We start from the raw sequence: 21,685 nt of genomic DNA, 5'->3' as shown, positions 1-21,685 counted from the left end.
TGCTATTTATTAGAAGAATCGAAATTAGTTGAGAGATTTTTTTCTAGATGAACCAATTCCATACCAAACCAAAGCGTATTACAAAATCTCTATAAGGGTGGTTCGGTGCGGATAAATAGTTTTTCTTTAAGAAAAATGAACTTATATTATCTGCTTTAAAATAAATTCTTGTTCTACGAACCCTTCCATTAAAAAAAAGATCTATTGTTGGGTATCCAATTTCTGTTTCATTTTGAATAGTAAAGTCACCTAATAAAGGGTTATAAGCATTTGCTTTATATTTAGTAAAGTATTTAAAAGTCGCACCTATCTGAACTAATAAAGGCGATCCTTTAAACCAACTATCCATATAATAAAGAGTATTCCTAGTTACAAATTCTGGAACTCTTAAAACTTGACTTCCATCAGCAACCTTTTGATACATTATCGTATTATCTAGTCGAAGCTTCCAAGCCTTAAACTCTTTAGAAACTTTAGCCTTTAAATAATTAATATTTTTTTTGTGTTGTTTTGGCAATCCATCTTTATCAAAATAAGTGTAATTATCTATATTTGAAATATTTAAAGAAGCGCTACCCCATTTGCTTTCAAATTCTCCTCCCAAAATGCGCCTTCCAATATTCGCAAAATCATTATCCCAATTAAACTTATTATAATTACTCTGATGCAATAGAAAATTAAAGTCTGGCATCTTATTGTTAATGTGCAATTTAGCTTTTATTGAAAAAATGCTGTCTTTTTTATACAATGCACTTACTAACAAGTTATTTCCAGACAACCTACCTCTGCCGGGAGTTAAAGTTCCAGTTGCTTTAACTTGAAAATTTTTAACATTTCCCCTCCAATCTGCTCCAAAAGAAACCGCTTCTCCTTTGAGCCTATTGTTTTGAATATCAACCAAATTATTTTGTAGATTTTCATAACCATAATTATAAGTTGTATATCCAGACTTTACTCGGAATTTACCCAGCACATATTTTGAATTAAAATCGAGAAATATCTGGTTGTTATGCACCAAATAATTTGTTTTATTGGTAAAAGTTTCTCCAACCCGGTTTGTATCAAAAAAATCGGATGCAGTTCCTTGTTTAAACTCAAAGAGTTTGGAGTTTCTTGTATAAGAATGTCCTATTTTAAGATTTGAAAAATCTTTATCATTAATGGTATCTCTCGAATAAATAATTTTGTAAGTCTGCTCTACAAAAAGCCTTTTACCCTCTAAAACACTTTCAGCGTCGTTCAAATTAACATCAAGACGCCCCCTATCTGAACTAAAATTAGGATCATCTATCAAGAATGCGTTTAAAGACGTTTCCGTAAGCCCTCCATTTTCTTGATTCATAAAATCTTGGTTTACTGCATGTCCTTTTATGGCATATTGCCCTTCTGGACTTTCATAATTAAATGAAAATCTAAAATTACCTGTACTCGATAAAGATCTACGATACGCACCTAAAGATCTTAGTCCTCGATAGGCTATACCAATATTGAATCTTTTTGAGAAATTTACAGTAAATAAAGCGTCCAAAACTTGTCCCTGTTCCAAACCTGTGCGGTACATAATTTCAGTAGTAGGTGTCGGAACATGATAATAGTTTACATCTTTAAGGTCAATATTATTGAACTGTTTTGCTTTAAAACCAATATCAGGCCACTCTGAAGTGTTTTCAAAATCATATGCTAGTTTATTGAAAGTTTGCCCCTGATTATGAAATGCTAATAGTTCAAAATTATCTTTTCTCGTAAAATTAAATTTATAATATTTTTTAATTGTTAATGTAGTATCTACAATAGTTGTATCATTGTCTTGTGAAATAATTTTATAATCTGTGTATTTTGTTTTTCCGCTTAATTTTACTTTAACCTCTCCTTTAAGACTATCAACTTGCCTATCCATTATACCTTGTCCATTTTGAGGATTCGTAAAACCATCATTTATACTACGTATTTGAGAAACCACCTGAATTCCAAACGAACAAAACAATATTATTAACAAGATTTTCTTCATACTGGCAAAAGTAAAATAATAAAACGAAAAAAAGCATCTATATTTTCCTTGAAAACTGTTAATTTGTAGTATGTTGGAACTAAAGTATAGTACATTTTCTCTTGAAGCTGGAACAGATGAAGCTGGAAGAGGTTGTTTGTGTGGTCCTGTCGTAGCCGCAGCTGTTATCTTACCAGAAGATTTTTCTCATGAGCTACTCAATGACTCAAAAAAACTATCTGAGAAACAGCGTAAGCTACTTAGACCTTTTATTGAAGAAAACGCAATTTGTTTTGGCGTATCATTCGTAGATCAAATAGAAATTGATAACTTGAATATTTTACAAGCTTCAATTACTGCAATGCATAGGGCGATTGATAAACTTAAAACTACTCCTGAATTCATCATAATTGATGGAAATAAATTCAAGCCTTATAAAAATATACCTTTTGAAACTATTGTTAAAGGAGACGCCAAATATATGAGTATTGCCGCCGCTTCTATTTTAGCAAAAACATACAGAGATGATTATATGGCTAAAATTAATGAAAAATTCCCTGAATATAACTGGAAGAAAAACAAAGGATATCCAACAAAAGAGCATAGAAACGCCATTAGGAAGTTTGGAGCTACTCCATTTCATAGAAAATCTTTTAAACTACTCCCGGAGCAACTAAAACTTAACCTTTAAATTTTACTTTGATTTTGATCCGACAAATTGATCTGACTTTAACTTAAAAAGTACATTAAAAGTTGTTAAGCTTCCATAGATTCTTGTTATGTACTGCTGTAAATCTATTTTATCTTGATCGTCCAAAGTTTTACTAGAATTAATCTTTTGCTCCATAACCCTTATTCTGTCGCGAACCATAACTATTTTATGAAAAAAAGTATCAATTGGAATTTCTTTTGATACTAAATTCGTATCGGAGGGCTCAATAATCAACTTTCCTCCTTTGTATTTATCTGCAATAGGTACTATTTCCGAAATATCACTCCACTGTTTTAATATTTTTCTAAGCGTATGCTCTACTTCGTAAAAACTAACAGAATCAACTTCTTCATGAATTGCCTCAATAACTTCGAACTCATCGTTTATAGGAATTGTTTCTATTCCCTTATGCTGAAAAGTAACCCAATAATACTTGCTATCAACATTGGTTACAACTCCGAACCCCAGCTCTGAATGATTAATTCTTGATCCTATTCCTAATATTTTCATTTATTTTTTTGTTTAAATTATTTTTAGTTAAAATATAAATTAAAAATTAAAAATCATTACTTGTTTTCATCTAAAAACCCTCTTTATTTAACACATCCGTTATTTTAGCAAGGATTATTAAAATATACAACACGCATACTTAATCTCTTTCATAAAGACAGTTACTTTTTACATCTATCAAACACTCCTTTCAAATAAAATTAAATTTTTCATGTACTTTTGTACCTCAATTTTTTAGTATAATGATTAAAAGAACCCGCGCTGAACTCAATAAATGTATCATTCATAAAGTCGCTAACAAATACAATAGTGGGCAAAATGCTTTTTCTGAAAGTTTAGTCCGTTTTGATGAAGAAAGTTATGAATTACTACTCCCATTCCTTCTTAAGCCTTTTGGCTCTGTTACTCAAAGCTATCGTTTTAATCATCACTCTGATATCGGATTAAACGAAATCAATAAATATTCTACAGATATTTTTGAGAATGAAGATTCTTTTATTGAACATTCTAAAAATATTGTCAATCACCTATACGAGCAATCAAATTCAGCTAATATAAAAACGGGTGATGTCATTGTTGCTTATTTTGAAGGACTTGAGTATAGAGATGTATTGGTCGAAGCTGTGGGAATTTTTAAAATTGAAAGTAAAGTAGATTTCTTTCAAACTTATTTAGATGAAGAAGAAAGTTTTGATGTAGTTGTTCAAAAAGGTATTTCGACAAAAAAACTGGATAAAGGTTGTTTGATTCTAAATTCCTCAGATGTTGAGGGCACTGTTGTTTTATCTGTTGATAATAATAACTATGATGCACAATATTGGATTAAAAATTTTTTGAACGTAAAATATGCTGATGACAGAAACTTACATACGCAAAATTATCTTGAATTATGTAAAGAATTTTCAGAAGAAGTAATTAAACCGGAATTTGGAAAGCAAGAACAAAGCTCTTTTTTAGCCAATACTGTTGATTATTTTAAAGAGCATGAAAGTGTGGATTATCATAATTTTAAAGATGATGTATTTGAAGAAGATAAACATAAAGATATGTTTGAAGATTACAAAAAGCACTTTGAAAAACTAAATGATGTTTTAATCCGAAATAATTTCGATGTTTCCGATGCTGTATTAAAAAAAGAAAAGAGTAAATTTAAAACTGAAATTAAATTAGACACTAATATTCAAATTAAAATCGATGTGGACGCGCCTGACGCTTCCTCTGAATATTTAGAAAGGGGCTTTGATGAAGATAAAAAAATGAAATTTTATAAAGTTTATTTCAATGCAGAAAAATAATGCTACCCAAAAAATAAAAAAGGGATTAGATAATCTAATCTCTTTTTTATTTCATTCATTTTTCAAACCATTAAACATACTAAAGTTACTGTGTTAGAAACAACTATTTTTAAGCCATTTTTTTCACGTAATCCGTAATAATTACGATTTGTGTACCTCCTACTCTTCCTTCAACATACTTGGCATTTTCTGGGTCTAAAGAAATTCTTCTTACAGCCGTTCCCTGCTTGGCAACCATACTAGAGCCCTTCACTTTCAAATCCTTTATCAAAACCACGTTATCTCCTGCCTGTAAAATAGTTCCGTTAATATCTCTATGAATCACTTTTTCGCTTTCATCCAAGTGGTCTCCCAAAGCTTCAGCAAAACTCAATTCTTCCTCATTTAAATACATCATGTCCAATAAGTCTTGTGACCAACCTTCCTTTTTTAATCGATGTAACATTCTCCATGCAACAACTTTCACAGCAGTATACTCGCTCCACATACAATCATTTAAACATCGCCAATGATTAACATTCATTTTTTCAGGAGTTTTAATTTGTTCTACACACACCTTACATGCCAATAAACTTCCATCAAACCCTCCGTTTGAAACAGGAGGAACTTCATAAACTACTATGTTTTTTTTAGAAGTACACAACTCACATTGCCCACCACCTCTTTCTCTTAATTGCTCTATTAAACTCACGTTATAAAATTCAGTTTTTAACAACAAAAATACATTTTTTAACACCAAATTAAGATTGTTTTTATTCCAAATCTCTGCTTAAAAACTCAAGACAAACCGAATTAACGCTAGACATTTCCCCTATAAACCTATAGGGCAAGTACTTATTGTTAAATTACTTTTCAGAAAGTATATTTGACTCACAGAACTAATAAACTTACAATACCATGCAGTCATTTTTCATATCACTATTTTTTTACTGACTATTTCAAATACAACTTAACCCAAAAAAATAACCAAACGATAATTTCACCAAAATGAAAAAAACATTACTCTCAATCGGAGTGGCGGTAGAAACCGACTTGTCTAATATTAATAAACAAGAAATTTCAACGTTACAAGATTTACTTTACAAAAACAGAATAATTGTTATAAAAAATAATGAATTAACAGAAAAACAATTTTGTGACTTTGCACACTTAATGGGCGAACCAATACCATATTTACAAAAAAACTATAATCATCCAGAACATGATTTAATTTTTGTTTCATCCAATGTAAAACAAGGCAACACCCAAAAAATAGGTGTACCAAGAACAGGAGGCTATTGGCACTCAGATACAGCATTCGAAGAAGATCCTAAGTTAATCACAATGTTAATGCCAAAAATTTTGCCATTGAAAAGCCCCAGAACAACCAGATTCATTGACATGTCTAGTGTATACAAAAATCTTCCTTTACACTTAAAAAATGCTATTGAAGATGTTGAATTTTTACATAGTGGTCGTTACAAATACAAAGTAAGACCTGAAGACGTAGGGTTAGATGTTAGCGAAATTCTGGAAATGATTGATTACATCCAAGCACCTGTTGCACATCCTGCAGTAATAACACACCCGTATACGAAAGAAAAAATAATTTATGCTTCAAGAGGCTTTACTATCGGAATTAAAAACAAGGGACTTGATGAATCAAAAAAAGTACTAAATGAGCTATTTGACTTTGCTGAGCAACAAGAATTTGTAAAAGAAATACAATGGGAAAAAGGTGATTTGATTATTTGGGATAATAGATTTTTAGCTCATTCTTCAGGAAGAAAAAAAGCTCCGACAGATGATATCCATGTGGAAGTTTCAAAGGAGGAAGAAACAATGATGTATCGCATTACATTAAAAGATGGACTTCCTTTAACTGAAGAGAAAAAAATATATTGTAACAACAATAATTAAAAAACATGAATTCATTTACAGATAATTGTTCGGTACCTAGTACCGTTCCGGTACCTCCTATATTTCAATCTGACATTTTAACTCCTTACATGGAGCATACTACTTATTTGAAAAAATCTCAAATAATTCTGCCAAATAATGAGCAAACAGATGAAAAACAATCTTATCTTATCAAAGCTTTAGGTGAATTTTCTATTCCTGAAAGTTGCTATATTGATGACACAGGTCATTTTAATTCAGTTGAATTTAATATCTGCTTCAATCAAATATCTTATGTAATGTTTGCTTTCGCTTTTAAGCATAATATTTTCAACTCAGTTCTCAAAGACTGGAAAAAGAAAGGACTTAGCTATGAGTCTTTTAGAAAAAATCAGTTATCATCAATGCTTATCGTAAAAATTGAAGGAAAATTCCTAAGTAATCTAGCTTCTGATCAGTTTTGGGGAGAAGTTAGTTTAAAAAAGATATTATTTAGATCTGATGTAATTTATTTTTATACTGACATTATTTACTACGACAAACACAACGGAAAATCAAATGGATCTGTAGTACTAGCTTACAACCCTAATCTAAACAAAAGAACAACATAAGAGCACATAACAAAAAGCTGCTCTAAAGAGAGCAGCTTAAAATAAATTAACACCCTATTAAAATAAATTTAGACATGAGAAATCAAAAAAATAAAGCTATTAAATCTGCTGAGTCCGTTGCTGCTCTGAGAGCTTCTGCTCATCAAGATGCTGATCTCGAAATAAAATGTAAAGACTATCTTGCAAAACATTTTTTAAAAAGCAATTATAAATTACTTACCTCAATAAAACCTCATAGCTTACAAAAAAAGATTCTTGAAAAAATAGCGCCAGGCAGCTATAATTACATTATCACAAGAACAAAACATTTTGACAAAATTCTTTTGAGTGAAATAACTAATAATATTGAGCAGTTAGTAATCTTAGGAGCTGGTTACGATACTAGAGGTATTAGATTCCAAGAAGCTCTGAGAAATGCTTCAGTTTTTGAGGTAGACATACATTCAACACAGTTACAAAAAAAGAAAGTTTTAAATAAAAAAATTTCGTTCACACCTCCACAAAACTACACTTTTGTTTCCTTAGATTTCACCAAAGATGACCTGAGAGAATCACTTGAGAAACACGGTTTTTTAACTACCCAAAAAACACTGTTCTTATGGGAAGGGGTTTCTTATTACCTTCCTGAAAAAGACGTGAAGAAAACACTTAATTTTGTAAGCCTATGTAAAAAAGGAAGCTCCATTGTCTTTGACTATTCCATAAAGTCATTTGTTTTAGGTGATCATTCTACTTATGGTGGTAAGAAATTAGCAAAATGGTTGAAAAAAATAAAAGAACCATTTTTATTTGGACTAGCACCTGAAGAAACTCCTAACTTTATTAAAGAATGTAATTTAAAGTTACTAAGTGATATGGGACCGGAAGAATTAAGTAATCAATACCTTATAAACTCAAAAGGAAAAATTGAGGGGAATACATTGGGGCATGCAAGAATGGTTCATGCTTCCTCCTAAGAATTAATAAAACATAAATTAATTTAAAGTTAACTACGATAAATAAACAAATTTTAAAAATGAAAAACTCATATAGTCTAAGATACCCTCATCCTGTTTTGCTTTCTTCTAAATTAAAAAGAAAAAAAATAGTTGAAATAGTGATCAACGATAATAAATTCACTTTATTTAGAAATAAAGTAAATAAACCTCAAGCAGTTCCTTCAGCATGCCCTCACAGGGGGGCTAATTTAGCCAAAGGAAAATTAGACAAAAACTTTGAATTAATATGTCCATATCATGCATGGAAAATAAATCATAAAGGAATGGCCAGTAGCCCCTCTGCTCCAAAAAGAGTTTGTAAAATACATAATTTAAAAACTTGGGAAAAATATGGAGTCATATGGGTTGCTAATGAAGATACAACTGAAAAGTTTCCTGATTTTATGGAGGATAATTTTTCACTGGTAGGAAAATTTTCACAAAAATTTGAAGCTCCTATTAATGTGGTTATCGATAATTTTAGTGAAATTGAACATGCTTTTAAAGTACACCGTTTTATTGGTTCAGACAAGAAAGATTTACATACTGTAAACTTTTCAGTTTCAATAGAAGAAGAAGAAACAAAAGGGATTAGCTCAGGAAAATACAGAAAACAGCCTTTTATTTTCCGTAAATTATTTGGTATCGAAAAAGGAGATTATTATCATAATGATTGGTCTTTTAAATTCAAACCACTAAATGCATCTTACAGAAACTACTGGACCAATAAAACCGGAAATAAAGTAAGATCTAACCAATATATCATAACCACTTTTTTTACCCCCATAACATCTAATAAAGTTGATATATTTGTATTTGTACAAATGAGTATTAAAAATAAGTTTTTAAGAAAAATCAAATCTATCTTAAGCTTTTTCACTGTAATGGTTACAAAATATGAAATATGGGAGGATGCCAAAATTGCGAGATTTGCTCCTGAAAAACCTGAAGAGAATACTTCCTGGAAGTTAACAAGTTTCGACAAACAGATTTTTCATAATCGAAAAAAAGCCGAGCGTATTTATTTTGGAATTCAAGAAAAGAATACTGTAGCAGAAGAAGTGTAAAAATAGACGCTTGAAAACATAAAACCAATTTGATAAAATTTAGACTACCACGAAAAATGCCATTATTTTACCTTATGATTAAGGTAAAAATGGTAGGCTTCTACTTTACAAGCTGAATAATTTTCAATGTTTACTTATAAATATAACTCAATCAAACCTTCAGGCGTAACCACCTCTATAGTTTCATTTTCACGATCTACTTTTTTGATAAAATCATCTATCATAGGTATAAAAATTTCTTTACCATCCTTCTCCACTACAAATAACGGTTGTGAAGACGAATCGTTGATCTCTTTTATAACTCCTACTGATCCAAAAGAACTATCTTTTATCTTAAAACCTATAATTTCGTGATAATAAAATTTATCTCCTGATAATTTTGGCAACAAATCTAAAGGTAAATATACCCCGGTTTTAAGTATCGCCTCGGCATCACCCTCACTATCAACACCTTCAAATTTCAACCGAAGCATTGTGCCTCTGCTTAGAGAAGACTTTTCAATAAAAAAAGGAACCAGATTATCGCCTAAATCGACAAATACTGATTCCAAATTTCTATATAGTTCAGGTTCATCAGTATCAAGCTTGATTACTACTTCACCTTTAAAACTATGTTTTTTTACGATTTTGCCAAGATAAAAGCAATTGTCTTTATGCATTACCGTATTCACGTTGTTATTCTTCACTATCAGAACTAGCTTCTTCTGTAGTAGCGTCTTCATTATCTACCACTGGAGCTTTAGCAGCTATACGTGCTTCATTTGTCGCTTTTTCTGCCTCCAAAGCTTTTGCTTTGGCATCTTCTTGCGCCTTAGCTAAATCTTCAGCTTTACCTGCTACTTTTCCACTTTTCTCTTCAACCCACGCGTTGAATTTAGCCTCTGCTTGTTCTTCTGTCAAAGCACCTTTTCTTACACCACCAGCTAAGTGATTTTTCAACATAGCGCCTTTATAAGATAAAATTGCTCTTGCCGTATCTGTTGGCTGTGCACCATTTTGCAACCATTTTACAGCACTATCAACATCTAAGTTAATTGTAGCAGGGTTCGTATTAGGATTATAAGTTCCTATTTTCTCTAAGAAACGTCCATCTCTTTTTGCTCTTGAATCTGCAGCAACCACCCAATAAAATGGTTTTCCTTTCTTACCGTGTCTTTGTAATCTAATTTTTACAGGCATAATTTTAATTTGTAAGGTACACGTACCTTGATTATTAATTTGAGCTTGCAAAGCTACAAAATTTTTATAAAGTATACCGGTTAATTCAATTTATTTTAAAACGTCAACTAAGAATTAATGATCAATTAGCCTCCTCTTTTTTCATATCAATGAGAACTATTTATAATTACCCTTAAAATAGAATTAAATTTTATAAATCTTTCTTTAAAAAAAGCACTTCACTTCTCCATTTCCAAAATTTCATTTGCCTTTTGATGTTGATAACACGAATAATCCTTTTCAAAATACCCCGTAAATTCTTTGTATTTTTACACATTTAACAGAACCATAAGACCTCAAACAGAATATAAAAAAATGTACCTGATTTTTGATACCGAAACAACTGGACTGCCTAAAAGTTGGAATGCACCGATTACCGATATCGATAATTGGCCAAGAGCTATTCAAATTGCTTGGCAGTTACATGATGAAATGGGAAATTTAGTAGAACATAATGATTTTCTAATTCAACCTGAAGGCTTTAATATTCCTTTTGATGCTGAACGTATTCATGGAATCTCCACTGATCTAGCCATTGAGGAAGGTATTTCTTTAGCTGAGGGATTATCGTTATTTAATCAAGCCTTAGAAAAAACAAAATTCATTGTTGGTCAAAATGTTGGTTTCGATGTAAATATCATGGGATGTGAGTTCCATCGTTTAGGTGTTAAGAATAACCTGACTGACCTTCCTGTATTGGATACCTGTACAGAACATACGGCTGAACTTTGTAAAATCCCTGGAGGAAGGGGAGGTAAGTTCAAACTACCAACATTAACCGAACTTCATAACTTTTTGTTTGGAGTTGGATTTGGTGAAGCGCACAATGCAACTGCTGATGTTGAAGCAACAACACGTTGCTTCCTTGAATTAATTAGGCTTCGTCAGTATACTCAGGAACAATTAGATGTATCAGAAGATTATTTTGATAAATATTCCGAAAGCAACCCAATGCCTATTAAGGTTATTGGCTTAAAGCATCTGAACCTAAAAAAAGAAAGTGATAAAATTCGTAAACGAAAATCTTCTGAAGCGAATGATATTTCAACACATAGTACTTCTGAAGGCCTAGCTAAACTAGAAAATGTAAAATTCGCTCACCTCCATAATCACACACAATTTTCAGTATTACAATCAACGATTCAAATTAGCGGTATTGTTAAAGCTGCCGCGAAAGATGGTATGTCTGCAGTCGCACTTACTGATAGTGGCAATATGATGGCGGCTTTTCATTTCGTTAAAGAGGTATTAGGGTATAATAAATCTGCTGAAACTCCTATAAAACCGATTGTTGGATGTGAGTTTTTTGTGTGTGAAAATCATACTGACAAGTCTAAAAAAGACAACGGATATCAAGTTGTCCTTCTCGCCAAAAATAAGAGAGGATATCATAACTTGGCAAAAATGGCCTCCATTGCCTATGTCAATGGATTCTATTATGTTCCAAGGATAGATAAAGAAGTAATAAAACAGTATAAAGAGGATATCATTGTTTTAACAGGTAACTTATATGGTGAAGTTCCTGGTAAAGTTTTAAATATTGGTGAAAAACAAGCGGAGGAAGCTTTACTTTGGTGGAAAGAACAATTTGGTGATGATCTTTACATTGAATTAATGCGTCATGGACAAGAAGATGAAAACGCTGTAAACACAACACTTTTAAAGTTTGCTAAACAGCACAGTATAAAAATAATTGCAACTAATAATACTTTTTATTTAGATAAAGAAGATGCCAATGCACACGATATTTTATTATGTGTGAAAGATGGTGAAAAACAAGCTACACCTAAAGGTCGAGGTCGAGGATATCGCTATGGCTTACCTAACGAAGAATATTACTTTAAATCATCTGAAGAGATGAAAAAACTGTTTGCAGATATTCCTGATGCTATTATCAATATTCAAGAAATCGTAGACAAAGTAGAAGAATATACTTTGGCAAGAGATGTATTACTACCAGCGTTCGATATTCCTGATCAGTACCAGGATGAAGCCGACAAAGAAGATGGGGGTAAACGTGGAGAAAATAATTATTTAAGAGCGTTAACTTATGAAGGAGCAGAAGAAAGATATGATAAAATAACTGAGAGCATCAAAGAGCGCTTAGATTTTGAACTTGAGGTAATTGCCAATACAGGGTACCCTGGTTATTTCTTAATTGTACAGGATTTCATTAAAGCTGCTCGAGAAATGGGGGTATCTGTTGGGCCTGGGCGTGGCTCAGCAGCTGGATCTGCAGTAGCATACTGTTTAACTATTACCAATATTGATCCAATTAAATACGATTTACTTTTTGAGCGCTTTTTAAACCCAGAACGTGTATCAATGCCCGATATCGATATCGACTTTGATGATGAAGGTAGAGGACGTGTAATGGACTACGTAATTGATAAATATGGAGCCAATCAAGTAGCTCAAATTATTACTTATGGGACCATGGCTGCAAAATCATCCATTAGAGATACCGCCCGTGTTCTAGATTTACCATTATTTGAAGCAGATCGAATTTCGAAATTAATACCTGGGGTAAAACTGAAAAATATTTTTGGTGATGATGATAAAAGTAAGGGTAAAATTGCAGGACTTCGTTCAGAAGAGCGAGAAAGCGTTGAAGAACTTCGAAATATAGCCCAAGGAAACGGTTTAGAATCCGAAACAATTAGTCAAGCTGTTATTCTAGAAGGTTCTGTTCGCAATACAGGAATTCATGCCTGTGGCGTTATTATTACTCCTGATGACATCACCAATTTCGTACCTGTTTCCGTAGCAAAAGACTCCGATATGTATGTCACTCAATTCGACAACTCTGTCGTAGAAAGTGCCGGACTACTTAAAATGGATTTTTTGGGGTTAAAAACATTGACCTTAATCAAGGATACAGTAAAAATTGTAAAAGCACGTCATAATGTTGATCTCGATCCAGAAAGCTTTCCTATTGATGATGTAAAAACATATGAACTCTTCCAAAGAGGAGAAACGGTTGGAATATTCCAATACGAATCTCCTGGTATGCAAAAATACATGCGTGAATTAAAACCTACTGTATTTGCAGATCTTATTGCTATGAATGCTCTCTATCGTCCTGGTCCACTAGAATATATTCCTTCTTTTATTAGAAGAAAACATGGAGATGAGCCAATTGAATATGATCTTCCCGCGATGGAAGAATATTTAGCCGAAACATATGGAATTACCGTTTATCAAGAGCAAGTAATGCTGCTTTCACAAAAATTAGCTGATTTCACTAAAGGCGAGGCTGATGTGCTTCGTAAAGCAATGGGTAAAAAACAAATTGCTGTTCTTGAAAAAATGAAGCCTAAGTTCGTTGAACAGGCAGTAGCTAATGGTCATGATGAAACAAAACTCGAAAAAATTTGGAAAGACTGGGAAGCCTTTGCTTCTTATGCTTTCAACAAATCACATTCAACGTGTTATGCCTGGGTAGCCTATCAGACAGCTTACTTAAAAGCACATTATCCAGCTGAATATATGGCTGCTGTTCTTTCAAATAACATGAACGACATTAAACAAGTTTCTTTTTTTATGGAAGAATGTAAGCGAATGGGGCTTGAGGTATTAGGCCCTGATGTAAATGAATCATTTTCTAAATTCTCTGTAAATCAAGAAGGAGCTGTTAGATTTGGAATGGCTGCTATAAAAGGTGTAGGCGGCACTGCGGTTAAATCAATTATTGATGAACGTAAAAAAAACGGTAATTATTCCTCTATTTTCGACGTTGCCAAGCGCGTTGATTTAAGAGTTGCAAATAAAAAAGCTTTTGAAGGACTTATTTTGGCCGGAGGCTTTGATTCTTTTACCAACACACACAGAGCACAATACTTTGCTTTAGATGAAAAAAATCAAACTTTTTTAGAAAAAGCACTTCGCTTCGGAAATAAATATCAAGAAAATAAAAACTCATCACAAGTTTCCTTGTTCGGAGAAGCTTCAGCTGTTGAACTACCAGAACCTACCATACCTCTCTGTGATACTTGGGGAACCATGGAGCTTTTAGCTAAGGAAAAAGAGGTTATAGGAATGTATATTTCTGCGCACCCTCTTGACGATTTTAAAAATGAATTAAAGTTTTGCAACGCTTCTTTAAGTCACTATAAAGAGCTGGCAAAATATGAAGGGATGGCTCTCAGTTTCGCTGGTATTGTTACCGATGTACAGCACCGAGTTTCTAAAATGGGAAAAGGTTGGGCTGCTTTTACAATAGAAGATTATGGCGATAGCTTTGAATTTAGAATTTTTGGAGAAGAATATTTACTTTATAAACATTTTTTAGTTCCTAATTCATTTGTTTTTGTAAAGACGATGGTAAAGCCTGGATGGACAAATAAAGAAGGTATAAAAGGAGACCCTAGAGTTTCTTTTACTGATTTTACACTCCTTCAAGACATTATGGATAAACTGTGTAAAAAAATTACAATAACCATACCGTTAAACGAAATTAAAGAGAAAATCATCAAAGATTTGCAACATTTATTCGCTACAAATAAAGGTTCACAAAGTTTACACTTTACCGTTTGGGATGCTGAAGAAAAAATAGAATTAAATTTACCAAGCAGAAGTACTAAAGTGAAAATATCAAATAAATTTCTTTGTTCATTGGATGAACAATTTATCAATTATAAATTGAATTAAAAAAATATGCTCTCAAAAAACAATGATAGCAAAGACTTATTAAATGATATCTACAAAGGAAAATTGTATGAAGAATTAATTTTACAATTAAACAAAGATTTTTCCTTGGTTGGATTAGACTGTCATTTTTCAAAAGACGAATTGCCTTTTCAACTAAAGGAAAAACTAGACAAAACCATACGAAATCTGATTAAGACAGACTTTAACGTTTATTTATCTCTGCTTTATAGAATTGACGTTTCTGAAGATAATATTACTACCTCAAATACCGACAATCTAGCATCATATTCAGAAAAAGTATCCTTTGAAATCCTAAAAAGAATTTGGAAAAAAGTTTGGTTTAGATCTCATTTTTCTTAACATTCTCTTTTAACAATAAAAATCCTAAAAATAAAAACATCAGCTTTTTAGCTAAATCAAGCTTTTTAATTTTATTTTTAGTATTAAGCATTCTAAATAAGTCAGTACTTGTCTTTATTTTTTGCATATCAGCGATAAAGTATTGGATAAAAGGTTATTCATAGACAAATAATAGTGAGTCAACTAATTAAGCTCTCGTCTCTTATCTATATGTCTATCTCTAAAAACACCAGTGATAATTACGAGAATATAAGCTACTCTAGAGAATAAAATATATTTTTTAGTTGACAACTCTTTTCTTGTCAGTCTCTATTAAAAAATGTAACATTTTAACAATCAAAATTAAATCCAATTGTTTTTGATGATACAAATACATTTTGAAAACGGTGTAACTTATACTGAAAAAAATCTTGACAATTATTTAAACAGCAACTTACATCTTAAAAAAAGTCTTTTCAAAAACATTTATACCTTGACAATAAAAAGATTTTGGATTTTAGATGTGGAATAGCTGGTATATCTATCTAAATTGTAAAACAGTATGAAAATTGCAAAGTACATAGTTTAGATATTGATACGCATCATATTGTAATAACTGAATACATGTTGAGAAAGTACAATATTTCAATATGTAAAGGTAGAATTACATGATGCAATAGAATCACCTTTACAAAATCATGAGAAATTTGATCTGATTATTTTTAACGATGTAGTAGAACATATACCCATTAAAATTTTAGATGAAATTTTCAAACAAGAAGGTAATCATCACATAGTAGATAGACAAATATATTTAGGTTACCCACCTTGGAAGGGGACATATGCCTCACATGTTACCAAAGCAACTAAGTTATAATAGTGTCAGTTTATACCCGCCTAATTAGTAACCTGCTTGATTAGTAAATATAATGGAAAAATTGTTGTTGCGAACTAACCTAATTTAGTAAGTGTTTACAAGAGGTTAAATAAATTAACACAAAAAAATGGATCAAAATAAATTAGGAATATTTAAGAATAGTAACATTAGAATTTTTCCTTTTAATTATTTAATAATAAAAGAAATACTACTCATAGAAGTAAAATAGTTACTAAATAAGTTATTGTAGTCATAAACATTCAAGTATAATATATTACATCTGGAATGTTAATGTTTTTTTATTATTGAAATAACTCTAAAGGTTTAAATAATTGATTTCACAAATAAACAAGTTTCTTTATTGAAATCCTTCTTATTAATCACTTTTATTTTTAATAAAATTATCTCAAACATTGTATCCTTTTTAAATAAATTAAATTGGTAACATGAATCGAAAAAAAATCTTCTAAAACGAAATTTATCCTTGACAAAAACTTAAATCATATAACTCTCCGTTCTCATTTATTTTAAAATACTGATACCTGTATGTAAAAGTATAATTATTTCCATTGTATGGAACTTTCAGTATTGAACCTAATTAAAATATTACCCCTTCTTTGATTTTAATCTCATCATACATATTGTAAGTTATTGAGTCAGGATTAACAAAAACAATATCCTCATATGATAGACTCCAATACCAACCTTTATTAATCTTAATAGGTATTCCTTCTGACTTACAAACATTAACACCAAATTTCATTGGTCTGCTTGGATACCAATCTGTCCATTTTTATTGGCTCCAAAACTTGAACTTTTAGTTCAAAAATCTCGTTTCATTAATCATTGGAATTACTGGTTATTGTATATTTATAATACTAAAAAAACTCCACACCTTGTCCGATATTTTCTATATCTTCCTTTTGTTTTGATAATTATTTTAGAAAAATCAGTCTCTAAATTATTAGACATAATAACATTCTGTGAAGCGCCTTTATTTCTGATTTTTCAAGATCTATTCTATTTTGAAATTACCTCACGGAAAACAAGAAAATACACATTACTTCATCAGCATTACTCTTCGGATGCAAATAAGATACTTGTTTTTTAAGAGGATTCAATTTTTACTCCGAAATTATATTATATGACTCGAGGTAAAATTTGAAGACTTAATTTTTAATTAAATCAGTTTTTATCAAAAAATTAAACTAAAATAAAAACCTATTCTTAACATTGATTTTCCACACAACACATACAACAAACTAAATCCTTAACGAAATTTCATTAATACCCCCTATTACAAATCATATATAATTTGACTTAATTTGTCGAGATATCTTTCTATTAAACTGGGAATGTTATCACATAAATAATTCAAAACTTCACTCAAAAGAGAAAACTGAAAATAGAATTATTTTTCCTATTAAAATTATACTAAAACCAAATTTTATGAATCATTTTTTTAAAATATCAATACTTAGTTTATTAATATCATGCTCTTCAAATAACATAGAAGACGCTGGTTTAGGTGACTCTATCGGTACTAAAAATAAATCACAACAAGTAAGAAAAGAAGCAAAAAAGAATACAAGAAGGATTTCGGCAGGAAGAAATACAAGAAGAATTATAGCGGGTGAATATGAATTAATAGAAAGTAGCTCAGGATTACATATAAATAAATCAATTAAACTAAGGTTTAGAACTTACGGTCCTATATTGGAATCAGTAAACAGTCCTTATTGCTTTGATTTTAAAGCCTCTTTAAAAAGAATTGATTTAAACCCAACCCGTGTTGGTTCAAAATATATGGGTAATATTGAGTTTCATCGTTTTCTTTTTCCGCCACATATTGACCCAGAAACCTCACAACCTTTAGAATGCAACGAAGCAGAGCAAATTTTCAGAGACTTTATTCCATTCTTAATGATTAAAAAATTTACTTATGACACTAGTAATAAACGATTAACGCTACTTAGCAGAGATAGTAAAACGACACTTTTTATTTTTAATAAAATAGAATAGTTAAACATGTAAAACTCTTATAAAATATATTCCTTACCTTTCAAAAAGGTAGGGAAATATCTTAAAAGTTGAGAATTAAAATTCTTAGGTTAACACCCATAATATATGATAACGGAGTGATATTGACACTGCAATTAAATAATTATGAGACTGTCACCCCACAAACCTCGTTTAAAACTTGGTTTCAAAAAATAAACTCTTTTGTACTGTAATAAATCGCACATCCTTTTAGCACAAAATAGCCTCATTTAAAACTTATCTTCTTAAAAAAAGCAAAATTAATTTTTTTTGTTAGGAATCCTTACTATATTTGCATCAGCAATATTGCTACAAATTAAAAAAATTAATTATTATGAGTAAATCTATCTTTTATCATGCAGGTTGTCCAGTTTGCGTTAGTGCTGAACAAGACATCATCAACTTAATAGGCTTAGATAATGTAGAAATTGTAAATTTAGGTGATACAAAAAACAGAATTGATGAAGCTGAAAAGGCTGGTCTTAAATCAGTTCCTGCTCTTTTAACTCCTAATGGAAATGTACTACACATAAATTTTGGAGCTTCTTTGGAAGATGTTAAAGGAGCATAATTTTTTTTTAAAAAACAAAATAGTTAGTAATCCTAATTAAATAATATGAAACAAATAGCAATCTATTTTATAACTTCCCTATTTACATTAGCTGCTTTTAGTCAGGGGGAAAATGAGGATCCCAATTTTAGTTCGTCACCTGATTTAAAAATAACCAATACATCTGTGACCTACGATAGTCGTCTGGATCAATTGGTGTTTAGTATTGAAACGGAAGGAATAGCAGGTAACACCATTCCGAAGGCATTTGGGAAAATGGATGGAGCCCCTGTATTGGGATATGTTTTTCCAACTAATTTAAAATCGAGTGATGTTGGTTTTAGCGATACTCAAGGTATTGTCGCAATGGCTTTAACTTCACATCCTGATTTTGATGACACTCCTCTGTGGGATGAAAATAATGATCGTAATTATAAAAATGATGGCGTTATCTGGCATCCACACTGGGTTGTTTTAACAGAAGATTCAAATGTTAGTAATAACCTTTTTGTAAAACAGTTTGATCCAGATAATAACAACGTTACCCTACCTCCAACAAATCCTAAAATGCCAATGTATATGGATTCTCCAGGTTTTCCTGTTATAACAAAAGGAAATGTTATAAAAGTAGCAATACCTGCTTACCGAATGAATAATAAAACACAATTTAAATTTGATGCCGTGACAGCATATATGCAGGTTAACACATCAAATTCAAGTTATCCAATGCTTGGAGTATATAAAGTATATTCTATAGCTTCTACCGATTTATCACTTCCATATAGTGTTGTTACTAAATAATTAAAAAAGAATTTAATATGAAATTATCTAAAATTTTAGGTATACTCCTTTTAGCCTTCACCCCCTTACTAAACTCATGCTCTGAGGAAAATGAAACATCTGTAACACCCTCTATAAATCAAAACTTTAATCTTACAAGTGCTACAGCAACTTATAATGATGATTTAGAACAAATAGAAATGACAGTTAGTGTGGCAGGCATAGCGGGTGAAACCATACCAAAACCAATAGGTAAACAAGATGGAGCAACTGTTCTGGGGTATGTTTTTCCGACAGATTTAAATAGTAATGATGTCGGATTTGGAGATACTGAAGGTATTGTAGCCATGGCACTTACATCTCATCCAGACTTTGATGACACTCCTTTATGGGATGAGAATAATGACAGAAATTATAAGAATGATGGAGCTGTATGGCATTCTCATTGGGTTTTATTGGTCAATGATTCTAGAGTAGAAGGAGGGTTGTCTGTAAAGGAATTTAAAGATGGTGATTTGAACGTACAGTTACCTCCTACGAATCCTGGGATGAAAATGTACATGGATTCTCCTGGTTACCAAGTTGTTAAAAACAAAAATTCAATGACAGTAGTTATTCCAAAGGCATTTGTAAATAATAAAACTACCTTTAAATTTGATGCTGTTTCTGCCCGCATGAAGGTTAATACTTCTAAATCAAATCTACCTTTACTAGGGGTATATGAAGTTTATGAAATATTATCAGGAAATTTATCAATGCCTTACCAAGTACAATAACATTGATGGCTTAAGTAAACAAAAAATTACAACTGTTTTTGTCTATTAATTTGACATTTTTATCAGATTATTACACTAATAAATCATACGAATAAATTCGTATGATTTATTTTATTTTTAGAACTTAATTAGCAATAACTAATTACAAATGTCTTTGAATACCTGAATTATTAATGAATGGTAATGGCGTATACCAATTAATTTTACGATCTCTTATATGATGAGGTAGATCTTCTTTAGACCTTAAAAATTCTTCTCTAACTTTATTTGTATTTGCATTGGTATTATTTTTAATATATTCTCTGAGTTTTTCTTTTGCTTTAATTGTAAGATCTGAGTTTAGTTCATGTGTTGTTCCTGCAACACTGTTTAAGAGTAAGACGGGATAATCTGGAGATGTATTTGAAGGAATCATGATTGTTTTTCCTAAGGAATTGACACCTAGCAAGTATGATTTTTTTTCATATTGAGGTACAAAAGCAATTATAAAGTCACGCTCTTTATTGCCTATTGAAGGCTTATAATAAGTGAAATCTGAATTCTTTAAAAAACTTTTATAATAAAGATTTTCTTTTTCAATTCGCTGTTGAGCCTCTAAACTTTCTTTTGAATTTTGCTCTTGTTTCTCTTTATCGAAGATAGCAAGTGCTTTTGAAAAGCTTACCCTATCATTATCTTCGAACTCCTCCAATAATGAAGATTTACCACCTTCTTTAAAAATTTGCTTTGAAAGCCAATTTAATACTTTTATTTGACTGTCTTCTGATATCATTTTCTTTTGAACTGGTCTCATTACCTTACCATTGTCAATCGTATCAACAACATTGTCCTGACACGAAATTACTATTAACGGAATAAAAATTAATATCCACTTATATACTTTCTTCATTTATTTCTTTTGATTAGGTTAAATTTAAATATTTGTTTTACAATAAATGTTTTGCTTTGATATTTACCAAAAAATCTTTTTTATTTAATTTAATATGTATTGTGAGCTAAATTTTATTATTCCACCTGATTAAAAACGCTCATAATTTCTTTATTACGTTCAAGATCAACTATTATATAAATTTATTTTTACTAATTAATCAAGAACTTTATACGGTCAATGAAATCTCTTTCAATCATTAGGAATCCCCTTTTTCGGATAAAAAAAACGATTTTATTCCCTATGCCTTTTCTCACGCCTTATGTGTTACTTACTTCTAATCAATAAAATTATACTGATATTAGCTAATTTCATATTTATTAATGTATTTTCGCCACAAAAATATTGCGATTTCAAAACAAAAACAACAGGGATTAACACCCTATTAACACCCCTAAAACACGCATAAAAACAAACCAAAGGCGAGTATCAAAACTATCCTTTAGCGATAGCAAATAATTATATTTTATATATCAGCATAGTATCAAAA

19 protein-coding genes are annotated in these 21,685 nt (G+C 30.9%); 12 read left to right on the top strand and 7 right to left on the bottom strand.

Annotated elements, in window-relative coordinates:
• Positions 1-43: 43 nt before the first annotated feature.
• Positions 44-2,008: a putative porin gene (locus ACSIGE_RS11005; protein WP_440879922.1), complete on the bottom strand. Its 1,965-nt coding sequence runs from the start codon at positions 2,006-2,008 to the stop codon at positions 44-46.
• Positions 2,009-2,078: 70 nt separating this feature from the next.
• On the opposite strand from ACSIGE_RS11005, the gene ACSIGE_RS11000 reads away from it, so the two are divergent.
• Positions 2,079-2,678 (top strand): ribonuclease HII, encoded by a 600-nt coding sequence (locus ACSIGE_RS11000; protein WP_440879921.1) that lies wholly within the window; start codon positions 2,079-2,081, stop codon positions 2,676-2,678.
• 3 nt (positions 2,679-2,681) lie between these two features.
• On the opposite strand, the gene ACSIGE_RS10995 is transcribed toward ACSIGE_RS11000, so the two are convergent.
• Positions 2,682-3,209, bottom strand: coding sequence for a hypothetical protein (locus tag ACSIGE_RS10995; RefSeq protein WP_440879920.1), 528 nt, complete (start codon positions 3,207-3,209; stop codon positions 2,682-2,684).
• A 242-nt stretch (positions 3,210-3,451) separates the two neighbouring features.
• Here ACSIGE_RS10995 and ACSIGE_RS10990 point away from each other — a divergent pair, with 242 nt between their 5' ends.
• Entirely contained in the window at positions 3,452-4,504 is a 1,053-nt protein-coding gene (locus ACSIGE_RS10990) for a nucleoid-associated protein (protein WP_440879919.1), read from the top strand.
• 109 nt (positions 4,505-4,613) lie between these two features.
• Here ACSIGE_RS10990 and ACSIGE_RS10985 read toward each other — a convergent pair whose 3' ends face one another.
• Complete coding sequence (locus tag ACSIGE_RS10985; RefSeq protein ID WP_440882211.1) at positions 4,614-5,195, bottom strand: PhnA domain-containing protein; 582 nt, start codon at positions 5,193-5,195, stop codon at positions 4,614-4,616.
• 296 nt (positions 5,196-5,491) lie between these two features.
• Here ACSIGE_RS10985 and ACSIGE_RS10980 point away from each other — a divergent pair, with 296 nt between their 5' ends.
• The 4 genes from ACSIGE_RS10980 (at position 5,492) to ACSIGE_RS10965 (ending at position 9,037) form a co-directional block, all read left to right on the top strand.
• Positions 5,492-6,403: a TauD/TfdA dioxygenase family protein gene (locus ACSIGE_RS10980; RefSeq protein WP_440879918.1), complete on the top strand. Its 912-nt coding sequence runs from the start codon at positions 5,492-5,494 to the stop codon at positions 6,401-6,403.
• 5 nt (positions 6,404-6,408) lie between these two features.
• Positions 6,409-6,993, top strand: coding sequence for an FcoT family thioesterase (locus ACSIGE_RS10975; RefSeq protein ID WP_440879917.1), 585 nt, complete (start codon positions 6,409-6,411; stop codon positions 6,991-6,993).
• Between the two features lie 74 nt (positions 6,994-7,067).
• Positions 7,068-7,949 (top strand): class I SAM-dependent methyltransferase, encoded by an 882-nt coding sequence (locus ACSIGE_RS10970; RefSeq protein ID WP_440879916.1) that lies wholly within the window; start codon positions 7,068-7,070, stop codon positions 7,947-7,949.
• Between the two features lie 59 nt (positions 7,950-8,008).
• Positions 8,009-9,037 (top strand): Rieske 2Fe-2S domain-containing protein, encoded by a 1,029-nt coding sequence (locus ACSIGE_RS10965; protein ID WP_440879915.1) that lies wholly within the window; start codon positions 8,009-8,011, stop codon positions 9,035-9,037.
• A gap of 134 nt (positions 9,038-9,171) precedes the next feature.
• Here the strand turns inward: ACSIGE_RS10965 and rimM are convergent, their stop codons facing one another.
• Complete coding sequence (gene rimM, locus ACSIGE_RS10960; protein ID WP_440882210.1) at positions 9,172-9,696, bottom strand: ribosome maturation factor RimM; 525 nt, start codon at positions 9,694-9,696, stop codon at positions 9,172-9,174.
• Between the two features lie 16 nt (positions 9,697-9,712).
• Complete coding sequence (locus tag ACSIGE_RS10955; protein ID WP_440879914.1) at positions 9,713-10,216, bottom strand: 30S ribosomal protein S16; 504 nt, start codon at positions 10,214-10,216, stop codon at positions 9,713-9,715.
• A gap of 354 nt (positions 10,217-10,570) precedes the next feature.
• Here ACSIGE_RS10955 and dnaE point away from each other — a divergent pair, with 354 nt between their 5' ends.
• Positions 10,571-14,905 (top strand): DNA polymerase III subunit alpha, encoded by a 4,335-nt coding sequence (dnaE, locus tag ACSIGE_RS10950; protein ID WP_440879913.1) that lies wholly within the window; start codon positions 10,571-10,573, stop codon positions 14,903-14,905.
• A 6-nt stretch (positions 14,906-14,911) separates the two neighbouring features.
• Positions 14,912-15,265, top strand: a complete 354-nt coding sequence (locus ACSIGE_RS10945; RefSeq protein WP_440879912.1) for a hypothetical protein — start codon at positions 14,912-14,914, stop codon at positions 15,263-15,265.
• Between the two features lie 1,454 nt (positions 15,266-16,719).
• Here ACSIGE_RS10945 and ACSIGE_RS10940 read toward each other — a convergent pair.
• A complete protein-coding gene (locus ACSIGE_RS10940) occupies positions 16,720-16,884 on the bottom strand; it encodes a hypothetical protein (protein WP_440879911.1) in 165 nt (54 codons plus the stop codon).
• Positions 16,885-17,570: 686 nt separating this feature from the next.
• Here ACSIGE_RS10940 and ACSIGE_RS10935 point away from each other — a divergent pair.
• From ACSIGE_RS10935 to ACSIGE_RS10920, 4 genes are all read left to right on the top strand, one after another.
• Entirely contained in the window at positions 17,571-18,143 is a 573-nt protein-coding gene (locus tag ACSIGE_RS10935; protein WP_440879910.1) for a hypothetical protein, read from the top strand.
• 352 nt (positions 18,144-18,495) lie between these two features.
• Complete coding sequence (locus tag ACSIGE_RS10930) at positions 18,496-18,732, top strand: thioredoxin family protein (RefSeq protein ID WP_440879909.1); 237 nt, start codon at positions 18,496-18,498, stop codon at positions 18,730-18,732.
• 45 nt (positions 18,733-18,777) lie between these two features.
• Positions 18,778-19,512 (top strand): hypothetical protein, encoded by a 735-nt coding sequence (locus ACSIGE_RS10925; protein WP_440879908.1) that lies wholly within the window; start codon positions 18,778-18,780, stop codon positions 19,510-19,512.
• A gap of 17 nt (positions 19,513-19,529) precedes the next feature.
• Positions 19,530-20,267 (top strand): hypothetical protein, encoded by a 738-nt coding sequence (locus ACSIGE_RS10920; protein WP_440879907.1) that lies wholly within the window; start codon positions 19,530-19,532, stop codon positions 20,265-20,267.
• 142 nt (positions 20,268-20,409) lie between these two features.
• Here ACSIGE_RS10920 and ACSIGE_RS10915 read toward each other — a convergent pair whose 3' ends face one another.
• On the bottom strand, positions 20,410-21,156 hold the full coding sequence (locus ACSIGE_RS10915) for a hypothetical protein (RefSeq protein ID WP_440879906.1): 747 nt from the start codon (positions 21,154-21,156) through the stop codon (positions 20,410-20,412).
• Between the last annotated feature and the right edge of the window lie 529 nt (positions 21,157-21,685).

This window comes from Tenacibaculum profundi (assembly GCF_052050075.1).
Lineage (GTDB): Bacteria > Bacteroidota > Bacteroidia > Flavobacteriales > Flavobacteriaceae > Polaribacter.
Note: the sequence above shows the minus strand (reverse complement) of the source record. Positions and strands in the feature narration are given on the sequence as shown.